Annotated in this window: 19 protein-coding genes and 1 pseudogene; 6 read left to right on the top strand and 14 right to left on the bottom strand. The window is 52.8% G+C overall.

Annotated features, from left to right (window positions below; translation table 11 throughout):
- From GEI7105_RS0109450 to GEI7105_RS0109440, 4 genes and pseudogenes are all read right to left on the bottom strand, one after another.
- Positions 1-363: helix-turn-helix domain-containing protein (locus GEI7105_RS0109450; RefSeq protein ID WP_017660234.1), on the bottom strand; the 363-nt coding region annotated here is incomplete at its 3' end.
- Positions 364-746: 383 nt separating this feature from the next.
- Positions 747-971, bottom strand: a pseudogene (locus GEI7105_RS39790) (RNA-guided endonuclease TnpB family protein); the annotation flags it as partial.
- A gap of 573 nt (positions 972-1,544) precedes the next feature.
- Positions 1,545-3,605 carry an AAA family ATPase gene (locus GEI7105_RS0109445; RefSeq protein WP_017660233.1) on the bottom strand — a complete coding sequence of 687 codons (2,061 nt, stop codon included), beginning with the start codon at positions 3,603-3,605 and terminating at the stop codon, positions 1,545-1,547.
- Positions 3,602-3,850 carry a hypothetical protein gene (locus GEI7105_RS0109440; RefSeq protein ID WP_017660232.1) on the bottom strand — a complete coding sequence of 83 codons (249 nt, stop codon included), beginning with the start codon at positions 3,848-3,850 and terminating at the stop codon, positions 3,602-3,604. The genes GEI7105_RS0109445 and GEI7105_RS0109440 overlap by 4 nt, the downstream gene beginning before the upstream one ends.
- A gap of 327 nt (positions 3,851-4,177) precedes the next feature.
- On the opposite strand from GEI7105_RS0109440, the gene alaS reads away from it, so the two are divergent.
- Both alaS and GEI7105_RS0109430 read left to right on the top strand, forming a co-directional pair.
- Positions 4,178-6,808: an alanine--tRNA ligase gene (gene alaS, locus GEI7105_RS0109435; RefSeq protein ID WP_026097541.1), complete on the top strand. Its 2,631-nt coding sequence runs from the start codon at positions 4,178-4,180 to the stop codon at positions 6,806-6,808.
- Between the two features lie 78 nt (positions 6,809-6,886).
- The gene (locus tag GEI7105_RS0109430; protein WP_017660230.1) at positions 6,887-7,348 is read left to right on the top strand and encodes a DUF29 domain-containing protein; all 462 of its coding nucleotides are present in this window, start codon (positions 6,887-6,889) and stop codon (positions 7,346-7,348) included.
- A 148-nt stretch (positions 7,349-7,496) separates the two neighbouring features.
- Here GEI7105_RS0109430 and GEI7105_RS0109425 read toward each other — a convergent pair whose 3' ends face one another.
- Both GEI7105_RS0109425 and GEI7105_RS0109420 read right to left on the bottom strand, forming a co-directional pair.
- Positions 7,497-7,844, bottom strand: coding sequence for a hypothetical protein (locus tag GEI7105_RS0109425; protein ID WP_026097540.1), 348 nt, complete (start codon positions 7,842-7,844; stop codon positions 7,497-7,499).
- Positions 7,845-8,000: 156 nt separating this feature from the next.
- Positions 8,001-8,315 (bottom strand): DUF6679 family protein, encoded by a 315-nt coding sequence (locus GEI7105_RS0109420; protein WP_017660228.1) that lies wholly within the window; start codon positions 8,313-8,315, stop codon positions 8,001-8,003.
- A 392-nt stretch (positions 8,316-8,707) separates the two neighbouring features.
- On the opposite strand from GEI7105_RS0109420, the gene GEI7105_RS0109410 reads away from it, so the two are divergent.
- The gene (locus GEI7105_RS0109410) at positions 8,708-10,321 is read left to right on the top strand and encodes a B12-binding domain-containing radical SAM protein (protein WP_017660226.1); all 1,614 of its coding nucleotides are present in this window, start codon (positions 8,708-8,710) and stop codon (positions 10,319-10,321) included.
- A 162-nt stretch (positions 10,322-10,483) separates the two neighbouring features.
- On the top strand, positions 10,484-11,326 hold the full coding sequence (locus tag GEI7105_RS34665; protein WP_071591996.1) for a DUF3747 domain-containing protein: 843 nt from the start codon (positions 10,484-10,486) through the stop codon (positions 11,324-11,326).
- Here GEI7105_RS34665 and GEI7105_RS0109400 read toward each other — a convergent pair.
- The 3 genes from GEI7105_RS0109400 to GEI7105_RS0109390 form a co-directional block, all read right to left on the bottom strand.
- A complete protein-coding gene (locus tag GEI7105_RS0109400) occupies positions 11,323-11,916 on the bottom strand; it encodes a J domain-containing protein (protein WP_017660224.1) in 594 nt (197 codons plus the stop codon). The genes GEI7105_RS34665 and GEI7105_RS0109400 overlap by 4 nt on opposite strands.
- A gap of 63 nt (positions 11,917-11,979) precedes the next feature.
- Positions 11,980-12,576: an ATP-dependent Clp protease proteolytic subunit gene (locus tag GEI7105_RS0109395; protein WP_026097539.1), complete on the bottom strand. Its 597-nt coding sequence runs from the start codon at positions 12,574-12,576 to the stop codon at positions 11,980-11,982.
- Between the two features lie 107 nt (positions 12,577-12,683).
- A complete protein-coding gene (locus GEI7105_RS0109390; RefSeq protein ID WP_017660222.1) occupies positions 12,684-13,346 on the bottom strand; it encodes an ATP-dependent Clp protease proteolytic subunit in 663 nt (220 codons plus the stop codon).
- A 270-nt stretch (positions 13,347-13,616) separates the two neighbouring features.
- Between GEI7105_RS0109390 and GEI7105_RS0109385 the strand changes: the two genes are divergently transcribed.
- Positions 13,617-14,885 carry a vWA domain-containing protein gene (locus GEI7105_RS0109385; RefSeq protein WP_017660221.1) on the top strand — a complete coding sequence of 423 codons (1,269 nt, stop codon included), beginning with the start codon at positions 13,617-13,619 and terminating at the stop codon, positions 14,883-14,885.
- 199 nt (positions 14,886-15,084) lie between these two features.
- Here the strand turns inward: GEI7105_RS0109385 and ilvD are convergent, their stop codons facing one another.
- The gene (gene ilvD, locus GEI7105_RS0109380; RefSeq protein ID WP_017660220.1) at positions 15,085-16,773 is read right to left on the bottom strand and encodes a dihydroxy-acid dehydratase; all 1,689 of its coding nucleotides are present in this window, start codon (positions 16,771-16,773) and stop codon (positions 15,085-15,087) included.
- Positions 16,774-17,022: 249 nt separating this feature from the next.
- Here ilvD and GEI7105_RS0109370 point away from each other — a divergent pair, with 249 nt between their 5' ends.
- On the top strand, positions 17,023-17,871 hold the full coding sequence (locus GEI7105_RS0109370; RefSeq protein ID WP_017660218.1) for a pentapeptide repeat-containing protein: 849 nt from the start codon (positions 17,023-17,025) through the stop codon (positions 17,869-17,871).
- A gap of 64 nt (positions 17,872-17,935) precedes the next feature.
- Here the strand turns inward: GEI7105_RS0109370 and GEI7105_RS0109365 are convergent, their stop codons facing one another.
- From GEI7105_RS0109365 to ebsA, 4 genes are all read right to left on the bottom strand, one after another.
- Complete coding sequence (locus GEI7105_RS0109365) at positions 17,936-18,352, bottom strand: MAPEG family protein (protein WP_035492494.1); 417 nt, start codon at positions 18,350-18,352, stop codon at positions 17,936-17,938.
- 23 nt (positions 18,353-18,375) lie between these two features.
- Positions 18,376-18,882 carry a hypothetical protein gene (locus GEI7105_RS0109360; protein ID WP_017660216.1) on the bottom strand — a complete coding sequence of 169 codons (507 nt, stop codon included), beginning with the start codon at positions 18,880-18,882 and terminating at the stop codon, positions 18,376-18,378.
- A gap of 148 nt (positions 18,883-19,030) precedes the next feature.
- A complete protein-coding gene (locus GEI7105_RS0109355; protein ID WP_017660215.1) occupies positions 19,031-20,104 on the bottom strand; it encodes a phosphotransacetylase family protein in 1,074 nt (357 codons plus the stop codon).
- Between the two features lie 149 nt (positions 20,105-20,253).
- Positions 20,254-20,733, bottom strand: a complete 480-nt coding sequence (gene ebsA, locus GEI7105_RS0109350) for a type IV pilus biogenesis protein EbsA (protein ID WP_017660214.1) — start codon at positions 20,731-20,733, stop codon at positions 20,254-20,256.
- Positions 20,734-20,825: the final 92 nt, after the last annotated feature.

Below are 20,825 nucleotides of genomic sequence, written 5' to 3'. Positions count from 1 at the left end.
CGGCTTCTTGAACCGAGGCAATCCCGAACGCTTTAATCGCCACGATTCCCAAGCACCATCTAGCTTCCTCAAAACCTGCTGCAAGACCTGAGCGTTGACGGTCTTTAATGCCGGGTATTCAGCCTTAGCTGCCGTCAACCGTTTGGCTTGGACATGGTAACTGGGGAATGGTTCGTCCGCAAGCAGAATATATTCCTGCATGATAGAACACGCATTTACGGGAGACTTGCGAGAATTTAGCCAGTCTTTGCGTTCCCGCAGCGCAAAGTTCCAGACATGGCGGCACACATCAAGAATGTGCTCGATCTCTGAAACTTGTTCGGCAGTCGGTTTGAGTTTGAATTCCCACGTCAGATCCAGCATACCTACACTATAACAAAAAGTTGTGTAGGTTGTGAATTTTCGCGGCATTGAGCCGCTCAATCCACGCGCCCTACACCACCAGCCAAATCAGAGATTATGGCGCTCAGTACTGAGCTGTTCTTGATAGACGGTTTCTAACCGATTCGATTTCAACACTTCTGTTACCGGACTTTCCCCTACTTTCGGGTAGGGGATTTTTTGGTAACGAAAAATGTGGATCGGGGGATAGAAATTCTAATCGGGTGCATCTCACTTTTGCAAAAACATCAGTTTGGGGTGGCAAAATTCCCGATTAGCACTTCCGGTATAAGATCCCCGGCATCTTGGAGATGCCGGGGATCTGGAAATTGAGTGCGCCCAATTCGATGAATTTACATTTTTGAGATGCACCCAAACTGGATGTAGTATCCATCGGCTCTTCTGAGTATTTTGACTCGCTTAATCTGCTCGGGATGATAATAATTTAAATCTCTAGACCCGATTAACCGCAGATGTCCGATACCCTTATTGTCCGTGAAGACAATGTGTTTTCTGTCTTCTGATAATTTCCAACCCGAGATTTTGTACTCAACTGAACGGGTATTCCTCTTGAATCGAGGATAACCCTCTCTTGGTGCGCGTTCACTTCGACAAGCTCACTTCGACAAGCTCACTTCGACAAGCTCACTTCGACAAGCTCACTTCGACAAGCTCACTTCGACAAGCTCACTTCGACAAGCTCACTTCGACAAGCTCAGGGCAAGCAGGGCAAGCAGGGCAAGCAGGGCAAGCCCTTGCGCCGTCGTACGGCGCGGGGTCGCACCGCAAACTTAAACTCTTTTCTCAGTCGTGTGTTGTACCGAAATAGCTCAGCCTTCCCCACGCCTCGATTATCCATCCAGTAACGCAAGACTTTATTGCGGACGAACTGAGTCGTCCGAATCGCCTCGTTAATTGCTTCGATTTGATAAGGGGAACCTCGAAAAATTGATTCTAGCTCAAAACTCAACGGCTGAAACCCTTAAAATCTCGTTCTCTATTCTCGACAGCAGAGCCTTTTTCTCAGTAAGCTTGAATTAATCGAGGTACCCACAAGACTTACGCATTCACCCCATTTGTAGGGTGGGCAATGCCCACCACACCCTACATTTAGTGTGATTAACGTTTAATTGCGTAAGTTCAGTTTCAAAAGCTTCGACTCGCTACTTCGCTACCGGAATCACTTCCGTATACTCGAAGTCGTTGGGACTGCGGCGGACGAGGGGATATCGCGTTCCGTGAAGTGCGATCGCGTCCTCCTCGCAATCCGGTTTGGGAGAGTTGTACAGCAACACGTACTCGCAACCGATGCGATCGCGCATTTCCTCCGCCACCTCACCGCGCCATTGCGTCTTCGTCACCAACACCACCAACTGATTCGCCAACCGGGGAATCGACTTCGCCACCTGACGCCGATAGATTTCGTCAAGGCTCCCAAACGGCGAATCCATGACGATGGGATAGGTACTGCTATCGGGACCCATCAACGTATTGCGCTGACTCCACTCTCGAACCCCGTCGATAATTCCGCCGATAAACGACAAACTGAGAATCTGATTTTCTCCCGTGGACGCCGCCACCAATTGCTCTCGTCCCGAGGTTTCTTCGACTAACATTAACTCGTAATTTTCGTTCAACTTGGGACGGTACGGCGTAAAAGAAATATCACGGAACAACGCCTGAACTCGCTCTTCTAACGACAGTCGAAATTTCTCCTCAAACCGTTCTTTAACGGCGATCGTCCGTTCGATCGCCTCCTCCGTCGCCGCAATGCGCCGCTGGGCCAACAGTTGGCGGCGTTCGTTCATCTGCTGCTGGTCGACCTGTTTTCCTAACTTGGTAATCTCGCGTTTTAAGGTGGTGCGTTGCTGTTGGTTCGCGCCAATTTCTCGGTTTAACTCTTGCGATCGCGCTTCCACCGTATCGAGGCGTTGCTGTAACTGCTGAATATCCTCGTCGGGAAAGTCCCGCAACTGGGTTTTCGTCTCCTCCAACTGCGCTTTCACCTGTTCGAGTTCATCGTACCCGTCGCGCAAAGTTTCCTGTAGGCGATCGAGCCGTTCCCACACCGACTCCACTTGTTTGTCGATTTCCTCAATTTGCGAACTGGTGCGAATCGCCGCCTCCTCCACATCGGCGCTTCCCGCTTTCTGCGTCCAACCCCGCACCCGTTCGAACAGTGACGAACCCGGTTTGAGATCGCTTCCGCAAATGCAGCGTTGGCGTTCCAACAAATCCTCCACGAATTCCCGTTGAATTCCTCGGGGAAACTCCCCCCGTTCCCGCAACTGGCGCACCCACTGGCGAAATGTCTCCGTCGCGTCGGACAAAAACACTGTATAGCCTTCAGTTGAAACTACCTGTGCGATATCTCGCCGCGCCGTAGCGATGCGATCGACCAATTCTTGACGTCGCGCCTCCAAAGTGTTTCGTGTCGTTTGTAACTGTTCCGCGCCGTTCAACTCTAGTAAGCGTCCGTTGAGAGTATGTTTCAACTCCTCCTGTCGCACCAGTTCTGCTTGAATTTCCTCGGCGCGACGTTCTAACTGTTCTAATTCTTGTTCTTTTCCTTGCTTTTCCCGTATAAACTTTTTGGTTTCCGGGTTTCCAATTCCCTTGAGGTTATTTTCCAAGGATTTTCGCGCTTCTTTGAGATGTCGAATTCCCAAATCGATCGCGTTAATTCCCAGCAGAGTTTTCGTCGCTTGAGCGATTTCCGAACGTTTGTCGTTTCGCATCAGTTGTTCGATGCGTTCTCCGTCGAAGAAAAAGTAGCGATGCAGGCTTTCGGGGAGAATTCGCGCCACCACGTCTTCCGGGTGTTCTTGGGGAAACATCCAACGTCCGTCTTCCCGCGCGAACTGCAAACTAAACTGACTGTCGCCGTATTCAACGCCAGTTTTCGTGTTGTAGGCGCGACACCAGCGTTTTGCTAAATAGCGGACGCGATCGTGTTCGAAGCAGACTTCCACCTGACATTCGACGGGTTCTTTCAGTTCGGCTTCGGCTAAAGCGCGTTTGTTAACGAGTTGGTTTTCTGAAGCGAAAGCGGCGCTAAAACGGTTGTAGAGAACCCAGGTGAAGCCATTGGTTAAGGCGGTTTTTCCCGAACCGTTGTTTCCGTGGAAAACTGTCGTGTTGAGTTGACCTCCCGCGATGGCAATTTCGGGAGTTTCGCCATAAAACTGACGAAAGTTTTTCAACTTGATGGAAATCAGCTTCATTCGGGAATGACGTTGTAGATGACTTGTAAAACGTCGTGGGTGACGCCGTATTTTTTTTGGGTGTAGAGGCGACGTCGTTCGATTTTTAAAACGTCTTCAATAATTTTTTTGACTTCTGGACTGGCGGTTTCGACGGGTTCCCATACATCTTCGAGGCTTTTTTTTGCGCCGTACTTCGATCGCTTTTCTGACAGGATCGCCGAGCCGATTTTATCTGTTTCGGGAATGGAATATTGAAGTGTCATCTCAGGTGAGATTTTGAAATACCGATTCAGTTATTGTAACCGATCGCCCTCAAACAAGACAGGGTATTTTGACGGAGATTTCAAAAATATTAACAACACGGCTCGAGTAACAGAACTCCCAACCCAGCCATCGAGTTAAACACAGCCACAGACACAGCCAACGAATCAGATTAAACGAACCCGCACGCGATCGCACCAAGTTCGGCTCGTTGCCAACGGTCAATCCCCGTTGACTTCCCCGGCCCTTTCCTCACCCATAACCCTACAATATATCAATAGAACGGGGTAAAATGCCCTTCACCGCAGTCCACCGAAGTCAAACCCACGATGTCTTTCCAACCCCAGTACATGAGCGGTCGCGAAATCCGCGAACAATTCCTACAATTCTTTGAAAAACGCGGACACCAACGGCTTCCCAGTGCCTCCCTCGTTCCCGAAGATCCGACGGTATTACTCACCATCGCCGGAATGTTGCCCTTCAAACCCATCTTCCTGGGACAGAAGGAACGCGACTATCCTCGCGCCACCACCTCGCAAAAGTGTATCCGTACCAACGACATCGAAAACGTCGGACGCACCGCCAGACACCATACCTTCTTCGAGATGCTGGGGAACTTCAGCTTCGGCGACTACTTTAAAAAAGAAGCGATCGCCTGGGGTTGGGAACTGATGACGCAAGTGTACGGCTTACCCCCAGAACGCCTCATCGTTAGCGTTTACAAAGACGACGACGACGCCTTCGACATCTGGCATCAAGACATCGGCATCGCCAAACACCGCATTCAACGGATGGGGGAAGACGATAACTTCTGGAAATCCGGCCCCACCGGCCCCTGCGGCCCCTGTTCGGAAATTTACTACGATTTCCACCCCGAAAAAGGTGATACCAATATCGATCTCGAGGACGACAGCCGCTTCATCGAGCTGTTCAACCTTGTCTTCATGCAGTACAACCGCGACAGCGACGGCAATCTTACCCCCCTGCAAAACAAAAACATCGATACGGGGATGGGATTGGAACGGATGGCGCAGGTGCTGCAAAGCGTCCCCAATAACTACGAAACAGATCTGATTTTTCCGATTATTAAAACGGCGGCGGAAATTGCCGGAATTGACTACAGCCAATCCGACGATAAAACCAAAGTGTCGTTAAAAGTAATCGGCGACCACGTTCGCGCGGTGGTTCACACGATCGCCGACGGGGTTTCTGCCTCCAACATCGGACGGGGATACGTGGTGCGTCGCCTAATTCGTCGGGTGGTGCGTCATGGTCGTTTGGTGGGAATCGACGGCGCGTTTATCAACCAAGTTGCAGAAACGGCGATGCAGCTTTCTGAAGCGGTGTATCCCAACGTTCGCGATCGCGAAAGTTTCATTAAAGCGGAATTGGAACGGGAAGAAACGCAGTTTCTCAAAACTTTGGAACGCGGCGAAAAACTGTTGGCAGAAATCCTCGAAGCCAAGCCGAAACAGATTTCTGGGGAAGATGCCTTTACGCTGTACGATACTTACGGTTTCCCCTTAGAACTGACCCAGGAAATCGCCGAGGAAAACGGCATCGGTGTCGATGTGGCGGCGTTCGAGGCGGAAATGGAAAAACAGCGAGAACGCGCTCGCGCCGCACACGAAACCATCGATTTGACAGTTCAGGGAAGTTTGGACAAACTCGCCGAACATATTCACGCCACGGCGTTTTTAGGATATACCGACGTGCAGTCTACGGCGAAAATTGAAGCCTTGTTAGTCGATGGAAAAATCGTCGAGTCGGCGGAGGCGGGAAGCGAGGTGCAAGTGGTTCTCGATCGCACTCCCTTCTACGCCGAATCCGGCGGACAAATCGGCGATCGCGGCTATCTCTCTGGCGATAACGTGGTGGTTCGCATCGACGACGTGAAGAAAGAAAACGACATTTTCGTTCACTTCGGCCGGGTGGAACGGGGAACCCTCAACAGTGGAGAAGCGATCGCCGCCAAGATCGATCGCGCCTGTCGCCGTCGCGCACAAGCCAACCACAGCGCCACCCATTTGTTGCAAGCGGCGTTGAAGCAAATTATCGATGACGGCGTATCTCAAGCGGGGTCTTTGGTCGCGTTCGATCGCCTGCGCTTCGACTTCAACTGTCCCCGCGCCTTGACACCAGATGAAGTACAACAGGTGGAAGACTTGGTGAATACTTGGATTGCAGAAGCACATTCGGCGCAAGTGGCGGAAATGCCGCTTGAAGACGCTAAAGCCAAAGGTGCCGTGGCTATGTTTGGGGAAAAATATGCCGATGTCGTCCGCGTCATCGATTTTCCGGGGGTGTCGATGGAGTTGTGCGGCGGAACCCACGTCCACAACACGGCGGAAATCGGCGCGTTCAAGATTATTTCGGAATCGGGGATTTCCTCGGGGGTGCGTCGCATCGAGGCGGTGTCGGGGCCGGCGGTGTTGGATTATTTGAACTTGCGCGATCGCGTGGTGAAAGACTTGTGCGATCGCTTCAAAGTCAAACCCGAAGAAGTCAGCGATCGCATCACCAGTCTGCAAGAGGAACTCAAAGCAACTCAAAAGGAACTCAACGCTGTCAAAGCCGAACTCGCCGTGGCCAAATCCGACAGTTTGGTATCCGAAGCGGAATCGGTGGGTGAGTTTAAAGTGTTGGTGGCGAATTTGGGAACCGCCGACGCGAAATCCTTGCAAACCGCCGCCGAACGCTTGCAACAGAAACTCGGCGAAGCAGCGGTGGTGTTGGGGGCAATTCCAAGCGTTGGGAAAGTGAGTCTGGTGGCGGCCTTTAGTAAAGGCGTGAATCAGAAAGGCTTGCAAGCTGGAAAATTCATCGGCGGTATTGCCAAACTCTGCGGCGGTGGCGGTGGCGGTCGTCCCAATTTGGCACAGGCGGGGGGACGAGATGCCAGTAAGTTACCGGAAGCATTAGAGGCGGCGAAACAGCAGTTAGCGGATGGATTGAAGTAGTTTTTCCGATCGCGACCCCGGTATTTTGGAGATGCCGGGGTTCTTTCTTTCGACCATTTTTCACGAGAAAAATTAAGGATGACCTCTAATCTTCCTCTCTCGAAACAAGCGTTAGTGTCGCTGTACGATCGCGACTATTCTCGCTGGCTGCAAGAAACGGCGAGTTTGTTAAAAACTGGAGAACTGCACCAACTCGATCTCGAAAATTTAATCGAAGAAATTGAAGAGATGGGAAGACGCGAAAAACGTGCGGTTTATAGTAATTTTAAAATAGTACTTTCCCATCTTCTCAAATACCGTTACCAACCCGAAAAGCGATCGAACAGTTGGTGTTCTACCCTCGTCGAACATCGGCAACGCTTGCATCATCTGTTTCGAGAGAGTCCGAGTTTAAAGCGTTACGCTGAAGAAATTTTTGAGGAATCTTATCGAGATGCGATCGCTTTAGCGGCGGCTGAAACGGGGTTATCAAAAGCTATATTTCCTGAAAAGTCGCCGTTTTCTAGTCAGGAAACCTTGGATTTAGAATATCTGCCTTAAATGGAAGTTGTTCACCCCATCAGACGCCGAGAACACAGAAAATTTTAAAAATGAGACCCGATCTCGGTTTACCTGCTAACCCTCCGGTATCTCTAAAATACCAGGAGACTGCTCGATTCCCGTGTTTTTTGTATTGAATAGCGAACCGTCAACCCGCGACAGTTTCGAGGAGTTGCCACTGTTCGCTCTCTACCACTGAGGTTTTCAAAGACTCGAACATTTCCTGACAGTGGTTGTTAATCTGAAGCGGGAGTTCTTCGTTCTTCACTACGAAACTCAGCCGAACCTCGCAGTCGTTGTCGATGGGAACGTCGATTAAAACTTCAACAGTGACCAACTTCGCATAAGCGACCCGTCCCGGTGTCTCGCGACCCATCACGTAATCTTCAGTTTGATAAATCGGCTCGAAGTGGCACGACTTGAGCAAGTCGGGAAGAACTTGCCGCACGTGCTGCACGGGAGCGGCTACAACAAATAGAGCAGTGTAGCGAGCCATAGGTTAACTTGGAGGGGCGACATTGAACTCACCATATCATATCAGAGCCGATCGTGGCGTTCGGGAATTCGATCGGTTGTCTCAAAAGATGGCGAAAACCCAGTTCTCTCGAAAGAACTGGGCTGAGAGTCGAGGGCGACGAGAAGGGCTTCGAGCCTAGCGATCGCGATCGGAGTCGGGATGGATGTTCCGAATTTTTTCCTCTTCGGGACAATCCTCGCACACGAGGGGTTCGACGTTTCCTTTGGGGATACTGGCTAACTTTTGAGTGACAGATCCGATACTTTCGAGGCGAACCATTTCCTCCCAAGCGCAAATTTCATCTTCTTCGTCGGATTCGTAACGCAGGGTCACTAAATCGCCTTCAATGTCCAAAATTTGAGCGCGATCGATCCAACGTTGCTGGTCTCTCAAAAAGATACAAACTTCCCGACCGTCACAGCAGAGTTGATACAACTTTCGGTGTAGCATATTTCGTTTCTCCTACAGCATTTGACCCAGTTTGGTGGTTTTGGGACAAACGAAAACAGCTTGAAGAGGCAGTTTCGCTTGTCTCTCGGGGCGAGTCGTTTAGCGATCGCCCGCGCGATCGAGGCAAGTTGTTTCAACCGAGGTCGTAACGCGGGAAAACGTATGGAGGGAGGGTAAACAACGAACGTTGATGTCAAACATCCAACCAGGAAAGAATTTCATTCGGGTTCAAAAGAGACTGGCCTATAGCTCAACGTTATTCTAACGTGTTGCCGAACCTTCGTCGATGTCGGAGGCAGACGAATATTCGAGCGGTCGTCGAGGCTTCGGGACATCTCGTTAAGATAGATAGGCTACTGTTTTGAACCGGGTCTGTCCTTACAATCGCCATCGTGACTCCTTTTTCCGCCGAACGCCTCCTTTTCGATCCCGCCACCCCCGACCCCGACGCGATTCCTGTGGTTTTCGCCTTTCCCAACACCTACAGCGTCGGTATCACGAGTCTCGGCTACCAGCTAGTTTGGGCTACCTTGGCCATGCGTTCCGATGTGGCCGTGCGCCGTCTGTTTACGGATCTCAGCGAATCCCTTCCCAGCGATACGGAAATTTTGGGATTTTCCCTGTCTTGGGAATTGGACTACGCCAACGTTTTAACCCTGCTCGAATCGCTCGATATTCCCGTGCGATCGCAGCACCGCAGCGACAGCGACCCGCTAATTTTCGGCGGCGGCCCCGTCCTCACCGCCAATCCCGAACCCTTCGCCGACTTCTTCGATATCGTCCTGCTCGGGGACGGTGAAGACCTCGTTCCAGCGTTCTTCGACGCGTATAAAGACGTCCGCCACGCCTCGCGAGACGAAAAACTGCGGCGACTGGCGCAAGTTCCGGGGGTGTACGTTCCCAGTCTCTACGAAGTGCGTTACACTGCCCCCGACGGTGCGATCGCCGCCATCGTTCCCATCGACGCCGACGTTCCCTCCCAGGTCAGCAAACAAACCTATCGCGGCAATACCCTCTCCGCCTCTCCCGTCGTCACCGAACTCGCCGCCTGGCCGAACATCTATATGGTGGAAGTGGTGCGAAGCTGTCCGGAAATGTGCCGCTTCTGTCTGGCCAGTTACCTGACGTTGCCGTTCCGAACCGCCAGTCTCGAGGGGTCTTTAATTCCAGCGATCGATCGCGGGTTGCAAGTGAGCGATCGCCTGGGACTGTTGGGAGCCTCCATTACCCAACATCCCGAATTTGAAGCGTTACTCGATCGCCTCGACAGTGACAAATACGATAACGTCCGCCTGAGTATCGCATCGGTGCGGACGAACACCGTCACCCCCAAACTGGCGCAGATCCTCAGCAAACGGGACACCAAATCCATCACCATCGCCGTGGAAAGCGGGTCGGAACGGGTTCGGAAAATTATCAACAAAAAACTGGAAAACGACGAAATCGTGCGAGCGGCCGTCAACGCTAAAGCGGGCGGACTCAAAGCCCTCAAACTTTACGGAATGGTAGGACTTCCCGGCGAAACCGAGGACGACCTCGCCCAAACCGTCGAGATGATGGTACAGGTAAAAAAAGCCGCCCCAGGACTGCGGTTGACCCTCGGGTGCAGTACCTTCGTCCCCAAAGCCCATACGCCATTTCAAGGCTTTGGCGTCCGTCCCGAAGCCAAAAAACGCCTGAAAACCTTACAAAAAGAACTGCGATCGCGCGGTATCGATTTCCGTCCCGAAAGTTATAACTGGTCGACGATCCAAGCCTTAATTTCGCGCGGAGACCGACGCATTTCGACCGTTTTAGAACTCGTACGAGGCTACGGCGACTCGATCGGCAGTTACAAACGCGCCTTCAAGCAATTACGCGGAAAACTCCCAGATTTAGACGATTACGTTCGCAACGATTACGAGAGCGATCGCGTATTGCCCTGGCATCACCTCCAGGGGCCGCTTCCCCCCGAAACCCTGCTGAAACATCTCGAAGACGCCCGCAAATTGATGAAGGTACCCTAACCGAAAAAAACCGGTTTTCGATCGCCGAATAACGATGTATGGTTAACAAAGATTCGTTCGCTCGAACGAGTTAACTAAGACTAGACTGTGAAACCGGCTTCGAGGTTCCACGATCTCTCAAATATCTTCAACCATCACGAGAAGCACAAGTGGGGGGAATTCATGAAACTAGCCCGACGACTGACTGCTCTAGCTACAGTAGTATTTTCCACTGTGGGAACGACTGGCTCGGCCTTGGCGACCGCCTTCGAGTCTAGCGAAGTCGAACGCGCGGATTTTATCGCCATCGCCGCACCCATCGGTCAAACCAACGGCTACCAACTGCTCCTCGTCGAGCAAATTGCCGACACGCGACCCTGTTGGACCGAACGCGGCACGAATCCCACTGCCGTCGAGCCGTTACTTCTCGACTTTGACTTTACTGGAATTTGCGGACGTGCCACCGACAGCAACGGCTACTCCATTCGCATGGGCGATCGCGATCTCGGAATGCAGTACAGCCTGCGGGTCGTTCAGCGTGGCAGCGAACTCGTCTTAATCGGATTGCCCTTCGGTCTCAACCGGAATTTACCTCAACTCGAAATCGGTCGCACCCGAGGGTTGACCTCCGGCTTTACACGGATTTACCTCGATCCCGGTTGGCGGTTGACGCGACGAACCTATCAAGGGCGAACGCTGGGCCATATCTATCTTACCCACGACCTGACGTTAGCGGAATTTACCCAACTCGAGACCCCTTCTCAACCCGCCACGGCGACGACGACTCCCGAGGTTCCCGTCGATGCGACGCTGACCCTCGACGAGGCCGAAGACCCCGACATCACGATCGAGTTCGGGGAAACCCCGACCGTCCCCGAAGCCGTTTCCGACGAGGAGTTGCTCGACGAGACGATGTTGGAAGAGACCGAACCCGACGACGCCTCCGTCGTTCCCCCGCTGCAACCCCGAGAAGCCTTTCGGAACCCTCCGTCACCGTTACCGGAACTGGTCAGTCCCGAACGCTAACGCGATCGCCGTACCTTCTGAGACATCAACCGTTCCAAACGGCGAAAATCCCGTTCGACCTCCAGCCACAAGGCGCGGTTATGGGGGTCGGTTCGCAGGGATTTTTTCAAATAAATCCGCGCTTTTTGGAACTGCCGCCGTTCGATGCAGTAGCGGCCGAACTTCTGATACGTGACCGCCTGCCACTGACGCACTTCAACATCAGATGAAAGTCGGTGAGCGAGTCCTTCTACGAGGGCGATGGCGTGAGGGAACTTCTGCTGGCGAAACAGCCGTTGCAAGCGATAGTACGCTTGGGTTTTAAGCTGACGTTCGAGTTCCGACAAATGGGGATTGTGCCGAAACGGAGATTTCGGTTGGGGTTGGGGTTGGGGTTTTGGGGGCGGCGTGACTGGGCGATCGCCGCTCGCTCGAGCAGTTTGCAACAACCGTTGGTACGCTGCGTGTAGTTCGACGAATTTTTCCGCCGGGAGTCCTGGGTTGAGGTCGGGGTGGTAACGCCGAGCCAAACGCCGATAAGAGGCTTTGACGTCCTCGAGGGTGGCGTTGGCGGTCAATCCTAAAACACGATAGTCGTCGATCGGCTCCATCTCTCGGATTACAAGACAAAAGGATTCCCCCGGCTGTGACCGAGGGAAAAACACAATCGGAATCTAGACAGGGTTTCCTTCAAGGACGCGATCGACCAATCCGTACTCTTTCGCCTCCGCTGCGGACAGAAAGAAGTCGCGATCCATATCCTTTTCGATCTTCTCGATGGGCTGTCCGGTATTCGTCGCGTAAATTTCGTTTAACTGCTGGCGAATCCGTAAAATTTCCTTAGCTTCGATTTGAATGTCGCTGGCTTGACCGCGCGTTCCCCCAGAGGGTTGGTGGATCATGATGCGCGAGTGGGGCAGAGCCAAACGCTTGCCCGGCGTTCCCGCTGCTAAGAGAAACGACCCCATCGACGCCGCCAATCCAACGCAGATCGTAACCACGTCAGATTTAATGTGCTGCATGGTGTCGTAAATCGCCATGCCCGCACTCACCAACCCACCGGGAGAGTTGATGTAGAGCATAATATCTTTGTCGGGATCTTCCGAAGCCAGATAGAGCATAACGGCGATGACCTGGTTCGCCAGCTCGTCGTCGATATCGCGACCGATGAAGATAATACGTTCGCGATACAGACGGTTGTAAATGTCGATCCACTGGGTATAAGTATCCCCAGGCATCTGATACGGAACTTTAGGTACGCCGATCGGCATAGCTGTGAGTACTCCCTTATAACGAGTGCAGTTCTAACGAGTGCAGTTCTAACGAGTGCAGTTCTAACGAGTGCTGCCCAACACGACAGAGGACAATCGGCGATCGCCTAGTTGACACCAGCCAGTTTCTTCGAGTGTTTGTCGCCTTTTTCGCTGGCGAGGATTTTATCGATGATGCCGTATTCCTGGGCGGTTTCCGGCGTCATATAGAGCATCCGATCCATGTCTTTAGCAACTTTCTCTTTCGATTGCCCGGTATTTTGCGACAAAATCTCCAACATCGTATCTTTGTTGGCGATCACTTCTTTGGCTCGGATTTGAATGTCGGTCGCCTGACCTCGTGCGAAGCTTTTCGGCTGGTGAAGGACGATCGAGGCGTGGGGCAAACTGGCCCGACAGCCTTTCGTGCCTGCCGAGAGCAACATCGCCGCCATTCCCATAGCCGTTCCCAAACAGATGGTGTGAACGGGGGGTTTGATGTAACGGAGGGTGTCGCAAATGGCGAATGCTTCGGTTTCAAAGCCGATCGGCTCCCCGCCGTAATTGGAGGTTCCCGTGGAATTGATATAGATTTTGATGGGTTTATCGGGATCGTCGTATTGCAAATACAACAACTGCGCGATAATCAATTCCGTCACGGCGGGAACGAGGGGCATCCCTAAATACACGATCCGCTCTTTGAGTAGCAGAGAGGGTAAATCGGGGGGCGGAGTACGGTTGGGTGGCGAGCCGTAGTAGGGAGATTGAACGGCTTGAATCGGTAGGTTCATTGGCGCTTCCCTTGCTCGGTGTACGTGCTGCGGTTGTCCGAACCGCGCTGTCTTTAATACATCTTAACTTGTTGAGGGATTCGAGACAGCTTTTCCGGTGAGTCCACAGACGCCCGATTTCCTCATCCGAGCGATCGCTTCATCGCCTACAGTAATTGAAATCACGGGCGATCGCCAACTGCTCGCGTCATCTTTTACGTAGATTCACGGAATCGGGGCGATCGGCCGTGGGGTTGGAACCGATCGCGACTCTTATCCGTCAAACCGTCTATGAACGTTCGTCTCGAAACTGCTCTGAGCGATCCGAATCTGGATGCGACGCGCTCGATCCATCAGCGACAACTGGCCGTTTCTGTTGCTGCGGTGGCGGATTCGACCGCACGACCGATTCCGCTCAATCTTTGTTCGATCGTCGATCGCAGCGGGTCGATGGCAGGCTATCCCCTCGCCACAGTCAAACAGGCGACACAGCGCCTCGTCGATCGCCTGTCTCTGCTCGATCACTTGTCTGTGGTCGCCTTCGACCGTCAGGCGACGGTGCTAGTCAACAACCAACCCCTGTTGTATCCGGCGTGGGTGAAGGGATCGATCGGTAAAATTCAGGCGCGAGGCGGAACGGCGCTCGACGAAGGGTTAAAACGAGGAATTCACGAACTGTTTAAAGGCAGACAACATCGCGTCTCCCAAGCGTTCGTCCTGACCGACGGCGACAACGAACACGGTAGCGACGATCGCTGTCTGAAATTGGCGCAACTGGCCGCACAAAACAACCTAACGTTGAACGTGCTGGGGTTTGGCGATCGCTGGAATACCGATATTTTAGAACGCATTGCCGACGCGAGTGGGGGAAGTTTGGTGTACGTCGAAACCCCCAACGACGCCATCGCGGCTTTGGGCCGATTGTTCGATCGCGCGCGTTCTGTCGCCTTAACGAACGCCTATTTAGAGTTTCGCTTGTCCCCAGGGGTGCGTCTGGCACAGTTCAAACCGCTAGCGCAAGTGGAACCCGAAACCAAAGAATTATCTCCCGTATCGGCCGACGAACTGCCCCCAGAAATCTCAAAAGAGGGTTGGGTGTCCGTGCGCTTGGGAGATGTGATGACGAACGCGGCGCGAGTGGCGATCGCCAACCTCTACCTTGAGGGACTCCCCGAAGGACAACATCCCGTGGCGGAGGTGCGGGTACGCTACACCAATCCAGTATCGACTGAAAACCCGTTCGTCTCTCAGGTTTCCTCCGTCGAGGCGAACGTCACCTATCCCTACATTCCCTCGGAAGCACCCCACGTCACCCGCTGGGTGTTGGCACTGGCAAAATACCGTCAAATTCAAATTGCAGAAGCCAAGCTACGTCAAGGCGATCGCAGCGATGCCGTAACGATGTTACAAGCAGCCATTAAAACAGCGTTGCAGTTAAAAGACACCCGAGCGGCAGAAGTGTTAAAAACGACGGTATCACACCTCAAGATGGGGAAACAACTATCCGATCGCGATTGCAAACAAACACGAATTGTCTCGAAAAGTGTATTTGTTAATTGATAGTCGATCGTCGAGACAGTCACCAGTCGTTGGGTGCGTGACTTGAAAAATCGAGTGTGAATCGTGAGAGCGATCGCTCGTCACGCACCAACAATCTTAAGACTTACGCAGTTCGACGGAAATCACACTAAATGGAGAGGTCGGTGGGCATTTCCCACCCTACAAATGGTGTAGATGCGTAACTCCTGAATCTTAACCGCTACAGATCCAAATTCAGATCTGTTACCGCACCGACACTGCTCGAGGACACCAACTTGGCATATTTGGCCAAGACGCCACGACGATAGCGCGGTTCTCGGGGTTTCCAAGCCTCGCGCCGCTTCGCTAACTCCTCGTCGGAAACGTGCAGGTGAAGCAATTTCTGATGGGCGTCAATCGTGATGGTGTCTCCTTCTTCGACGAGGGCGATGTTGCCGCCTACCGCCGCTTCAGGGGCGACGTGACCGACCACCATGCCGTAAGTTCCGCCAGAAAAGCGTCCGTCCGTCAGTAAGCCCACAGAATCGCCCAATCCCGCCCCGATAATGGCAGAAGTCGGCGCTAACATTTCCCGCATTCCCGGGCCGCCTTTAGGACCTTCGTAGCGGACGACGACGATGTCTCCGGCTTTGATGCTTCCTGCGAGAATCGCCTTGAGACAGTCTTCCTCGGACTCGAACACTCGCGCCGGACCGACGATTTTGGGATTTTTCACGCCGCTGATTTTGGCCACTGCCCCTTCCGTCGCTAGATTGCCTTTGAGAATCGCTAAGTGTCCCTTCTGATAGACAGGATCGTCCCAAGGACGAATCACATCTTGACCAGTTGGCGGTTCCGAGGGAACGTCGGCCAGTTGTTCGGCGATGGTTTTTCCCGTGACGGTGAGGGCGTCGCCGTGAATTAAGCCGCGATCGAGCAGCATTTTCATCACCAGCGGTACGCCTCCAACGCGGTGAAAGTCTACCGTCAGATAGCGACCGCTGGGCTTGAGGTCGCACAACACGGGAACCTTTTGACGGATGGTCTCGAAGTCGTCAATGGTTAACTCGACACCGATGGCGTTGGCGATCGCCAACAGGTGTAAGACGGAGTTAGTAGAACCGCCAACGGCCATAATGACGGCGATCGCGTTTTCAAAGGCTTTGCGGGTCAGCAGGTGTTCGGGTAAGATTTGCTGGCGAATCGCTTCGATCAGAACGTTTCCCGACGCTTCGGCGCTTTCAGCTTTTTCGGCATCTTCGGCGGCCATCGTCGAGGAGTACATCAAACTCAACCCCATCGCTTCGATCGCCGACGACATAGTATTAGCCGTGTACATTCCGCCGCAAGATCCCGCCCCCGGACAGGCGTTGCGTTCGACGGCTTTGAGTTCGTCGTCGTCAATTTTACCAGCACTGTGCTGGCCGACCGCTTCAAAGGCGCTGACGATGTTGAGGTCGCGCCCGTTATGATGTCCCGGTTTGATGGTTCCGCCGTAGACGAACACCGACGGGATATTGAGGCGAGCGATCGCGATGAGCGCCCCAGGCATATTTTTATCGCAGCCGCCGAGAGCGATGACGCCATCGAGACTTTGACCGTTACAGACCGTTTCGATCGAATCGGCGATGACTTCCCGAGACACCAGGGAATATTTCATTCCTTCCGTTCCCATCGAAATGCCGTCGCTGATGGTAATCGTGCCGAATTTCTGTGGCATTCCACCGGCCGCGTGAATTCCAGCTTCAGCACGTTTGGCTAAATCGTCGAGTCCCAGATTGCAAGGGGTAATGGTGCTGAACCCGTTGGCCACGCCGACGATGGGTTTAGAAAAATCCTCGTCACCAAAGCCCACCGCCCGCAACATCGCACGGTTGGGGGTTCGAGCGTCTCCTTCCGTAACGATTCGACTACGCAAATTATCCGGCATTTTCCGTCTTCTCCCCGAACGTATAGAATAGGCGATCGCTGTGTTTCTTCAACTCGGCGAACGAAATCACGCTCTGTTTCGATTTTGTCAGAATATCGAACACTTGGCAGCGACGAAAAGATCGCAGATGGTATTAAAAGGTGAAATCACCTCTCCTGGCGGGGAGTCCCCGTTAGACAATTAAAACCGACCGCGTTTGGAGAAGATTGTCAACGTCATCTACACTGAAATTTAGCGAATCGAACCAGCATGAACGCCGACGAACTACTACAGCGATACGAAGCCGGGGAGCGAGATTTTCGAGAGAGCGACCTTGCCCACAGTATGTTAGCGGGAGCGAACTTACAAGGGGCGAACTTACGAGAGTCCAACCTCGCTTACGTGAATTTTCAAAATGCCAACCTTCGAGGGGTGAACTTACGCGAGTGTCAGTTGCAAGGTGCGAGTTTTAACGGGGCGAACTTGCAAGATGCCAATTTGATTTCTTGCAAATTATTTGAAGCCGATCTTTCTGACGCTCAACTCACCGAAGCGAATTTACGGGGAGCAAAGTTGCGCGGTGTTTCTCTGGCGCGATCGACGTTAATCGAAACAATTTTAAACGAAGCCGATCTCAGTAGTACGAACTTCAACGATGCAATTTTACGGGAAGCCAACTTAAGCCGCTCGAACCTGACCAACGCCTCGTTAAAAGGTGCGATGCTAGAAAGTGCGAATCTTTCGATCGCCGTTCTCACTCAAGCCAATTTAGAAGATGCCAACTTGATGAAATCGGTGATGAACGGTGCAAATTTATCCCAAGCGAAAATGGCTCGTGCCGATCTGAGTTTTGCCAAACTCAGCGGTGCGAATTTAGCAGGCGTCGATTTGTCGAAATCCCAGCTTCGAGCGGCCAATCTCAGTTGGGCAACGCTCCGAGGTGCAGATTTGACGGGGGCGAGTCTTTACCGCACTAAACTGAGTTGGTCGAACTTGACGGGCGCGATTCTCACCGAAGCCATTTTAATGAGTGCGAAAATTTATAAAACCAATTTTCGCGACGCCGTTTTGACTCGAGCAATTATGCCCGACGGCAAAACCTTCGGCGACGATCGCTAACGAGCGAAAATTTAGACTGGTTGGTCTCCAGAGGTTGCCCGTACTGAGAAATACTACCCGTCGTCTAAGCGGCTAGCAATCCCAAAACGAACAACACCAGCGTCGCCAACCCTCCAACGACAAACGAGGCCGATCGCAACAGAGCAGCATCGAGAATATAAAATATTGCGTGCAGCCACCGCGCAACGACAAACGTGACCGCTGCTGCCGACGCCCAAGGCGAGCTGACACCCACCACGTAAACGATTAACGCTGCTGCCGCAAAAGGCATAAAACTTTCCAACGCGTTTTGATGGCCCCAAGCGGCACGTTGGGCGTAAGGAGGTAGTTTGTCGAACATGGCACGGGGGGCAGACAAGTCGTAGCCGATGCGAAACCGGGCATACGCAACAAACAAGTATGGAAAATAAATCGAAGCAGCAGCGACGGCGATCGCGTACAGCAACACCGCCGGATCGGACAACTCTAACGCCGTCATCATACTTACCCAAACGAAAACGAGACTTAGTCGAAATAGAACAGCGTGACGATTTTACGCTGGTCTTCGGCGTCGCGACAGGTTTGGAGTAGCGTGTGACTGTCGTGAAACGCAAAACAAATCAGTTGCTGGCAGCGGGACACGATTTCCAAGTTACACGTAGCACTGGCCTCGGCAAGAGAGAGATGGTCGTTTTCGGGATGTTCGACCAAATGAATCACTTGTTCGAGTTGCTTGCGAGATTCGCTGCCCTGACGTTTGAGACTCTGAGGGAGAATTACTGTCAGTTGGTTGGGGTCGGCACGCATCGCACCGCGAATGGCGGCCGAGTTCGTTCCCGTAGCACCGGAGGTAATCAAACGATTGCCTCCCAAAACCAACGCATAACTCATCACCTCGATCAGGTGTTGGTGTGTGATGGGAACGTGGCGCGACCCCAAAATGGCGATCCGTTTAGAGCCAGGCTGCTGGATGGCAGCCAGCTCCTGCAAAAATACATCAACTTTATCGGAGGTCTCTGTAACTTGACTCAAAGGACAGTACGACCGGAACTGAACGACCTCGCTATTGTAACAGGAGATGGGGAGGCTTTTTACAGTGAACAGTCAGCAGTGAACAGTGGGGACAGTGAACAGTTAAAGTCTTCCTTGTCCTCTTGTCTCCCCTGCTCGTTCTCTATCACTATGCCCCGAGGCACTCGAGAAGGCGATCGAAGTCGAAGTGTTCGGCGGCGGTTTGGTAGATGTAATCGAGTTCGAGAGGATCGCGAACGGGGGTTCTGCCAAACATTCGATCGAGAATTTCAACGGTCGTCAGAGTATCGAGTTCGACAGAAATCACGGGAATTTCAACTTCTTCGGCGCGGCTGAGAACCAGTTCTGGCGGTGTCAAGCGGTGGCCGGTCAAAATCAAACAGTGGGTGGCGGTTTCTAAGGCGGCCAGTTGAATGTCGGCACGATCGCCTCCAGTGACGATGGCCGTGTTATGGCGCTGCTGGAAATACTTCACGGCCGAGTTGACGCTCATCGCCCCGATTTGAATGCCTTCGATTTTCAAATCGAGCCGTTCTTTCCCGCAGAGAATCTCGGCGTTGAGTTGGCGCACCACCTCCGCCACGCTGACGCCGCGTAAGAGAGCGCTGTGGGGCATCGTTCCCAACACGGGAATTCCTCGTCCTTCTAAAAACGCCTTCAGTTCGGTCACGGTGGTATCGAGTTCGTCGTTCGGAACGTCGTTGAGGGTAATACCGACTAAGCGATCGCCCAGACGCTGTTTTGCTGCCAAAATTTTCTCGAGAGCGTTCGGGGAACCGTAGCGAGCCACCAGAATCACTCGCGCGTCCACCACTGCGGCTAACTGGGGCAACGACAGGTCGAACGCACTCCCTTCATCGAGGGTTCCCACCCCTTCCCACAACACGAAATCGACGTCGGGTGTCGATAACTCGGCGATGTGCTGGTGGTAGTCGGTGGTATCTTCGCCGCGAATGCGCTTGTGAATCGCTTCCTCGTTCGTCCGCAACAGGGGAGACAGCGTGCGATCGGCATCGAGGCTTAACTGTTGCGCCAAGAACTGTACTTCATCTTCAGGCGGACGTCCCAGCCACGGATCGGTGGTTCCCGAGGCGATAGGCTGTCCGCAGGCGAGTTGAAATCCTTTTTCTTGAAACTGACGGGCGAGTCCCAACAGGGTGGAAGTTTTACCGCTGTAGGGTTCGGTCGATCCGACGATCAGATACTTGGCGGATGTTGGCACGCTTGAAACTCCTCTTTATCGCAAATCCTTTTCTTAAGATTAACAGTCTCGTTCGGACGGCCGACCCTGGCGATCGCCCTGTATCCGAGAACTATTGCCCGATTCGGTTGCGATCGCATTTTTCCGAGCGGCGTTCTCTGACTGGAATCTTACTCGTCTACATCGAGGAGTTTGTGATAAAACCCTTTGGAAAAATCGATGCAGCGATTTTTCTTGTAGAAAATTAACAGTTCGATCAAGTGGTTGATGAACTCGTAGTTCGCCATCGTAGTCTCGTAACTGAGATCGGCATTTCCGTCGAACTGCAACCGACAGCGGGTCGGATCGGCCGGAAGGCTCGACACGCTCCAGGTCGCGACAAAGGGGATGTTTTTACCGCCTTCGATCTGACGTTCTCCTTCGAGATTTCCAGTTTCGTACAACCCGATCGCCAAGGGAAGAGCGCTCCGCTGGTTGTTGGTTTTGTAGTACGGCAAGTACACCATCACCTTGGATTTCGGGGCGGGTTGCAAGTGTTCTAAAGCGGGCATCGTGTCGCGATTTCCTCCAACTAGGGGATTGACAACTGACTCGACCGGGACGACGACGGGCAGGCCGCGTCTGCCCCGCTGTCGAACCGTCTTTCGCACGAAATGGGAACTGAGAACTTACCATAAGATGAATAACCAACTTATACTTTAATCGGTTCTTTGAGCCTTTGGCGCTTGAGATCGACTGCTGT

The sequence above is a fragment of the Baaleninema simplex PCC 7105 genome (assembly GCF_000332355.1).
GTDB classification, from domain to species: domain Bacteria; phylum Cyanobacteriota; class Cyanobacteriia; order Cyanobacteriales; family Geitlerinemataceae; genus Baaleninema; species Baaleninema simplex.
The sequence above is the reverse complement of the archived record's forward strand: the minus strand, read 5'-3'. Positions and strand labels throughout refer to the sequence as shown.

Excerpts from the sequence above, each read along its gene's own strand:
- GEI7105_RS0109445 (WP_017660233.1), bottom strand. The coding sequence starts at position 3,605 with ATGAAGCTGATTTCCATCAAGTTGAAAAACTTTCGTCAGTTTTATGGC.
- GEI7105_RS0109440 (WP_017660232.1), bottom strand. The coding sequence starts at position 3,850 with ATGACACTTCAATATTCCATTCCCGAAACAGATAAAATCGGCTCGGCG.
- alaS (WP_026097541.1), top strand. The coding sequence starts at position 4,178 with ATGTCTTTCCAACCCCAGTACATGAGCGGTCGCGAAATCCGCGAACAA.
- GEI7105_RS0109430 (WP_017660230.1), top strand. The coding sequence starts at position 6,887 with ATGACCTCTAATCTTCCTCTCTCGAAACAAGCGTTAGTGTCGCTGTAC.
- GEI7105_RS0109425 (WP_026097540.1), bottom strand. The coding sequence starts at position 7,844 with ATGGCTCGCTACACTGCTCTATTTGTTGTAGCCGCTCCCGTGCAGCAC.
- GEI7105_RS0109420 (WP_017660228.1), bottom strand. The coding sequence starts at position 8,315 with ATGCTACACCGAAAGTTGTATCAACTCTGCTGTGACGGTCGGGAAGTT.
- GEI7105_RS34665 (WP_071591996.1), top strand. The coding sequence starts at position 10,484 with ATGAAACTAGCCCGACGACTGACTGCTCTAGCTACAGTAGTATTTTCC.
- GEI7105_RS0109400 (WP_017660224.1), bottom strand. The coding sequence starts at position 11,916 with ATGGAGCCGATCGACGACTATCGTGTTTTAGGATTGACCGCCAACGCC.
- GEI7105_RS0109395 (WP_026097539.1), bottom strand. The coding sequence starts at position 12,576 with ATGCCGATCGGCGTACCTAAAGTTCCGTATCAGATGCCTGGGGATACT.
- GEI7105_RS0109390 (WP_017660222.1), bottom strand. The coding sequence starts at position 13,346 with ATGAACCTACCGATTCAAGCCGTTCAATCTCCCTACTACGGCTCGCCA.
- GEI7105_RS0109385 (WP_017660221.1), top strand. The coding sequence starts at position 13,617 with ATGAACGTTCGTCTCGAAACTGCTCTGAGCGATCCGAATCTGGATGCG.
- ilvD (WP_017660220.1), bottom strand. The coding sequence starts at position 16,773 with ATGCCGGATAATTTGCGTAGTCGAATCGTTACGGAAGGAGACGCTCGA.
- GEI7105_RS0109370 (WP_017660218.1), top strand. The coding sequence starts at position 17,023 with ATGAACGCCGACGAACTACTACAGCGATACGAAGCCGGGGAGCGAGAT.
- GEI7105_RS0109365 (WP_035492494.1), bottom strand. The coding sequence starts at position 18,352 with ATGATGACGGCGTTAGAGTTGTCCGATCCGGCGGTGTTGCTGTACGCG.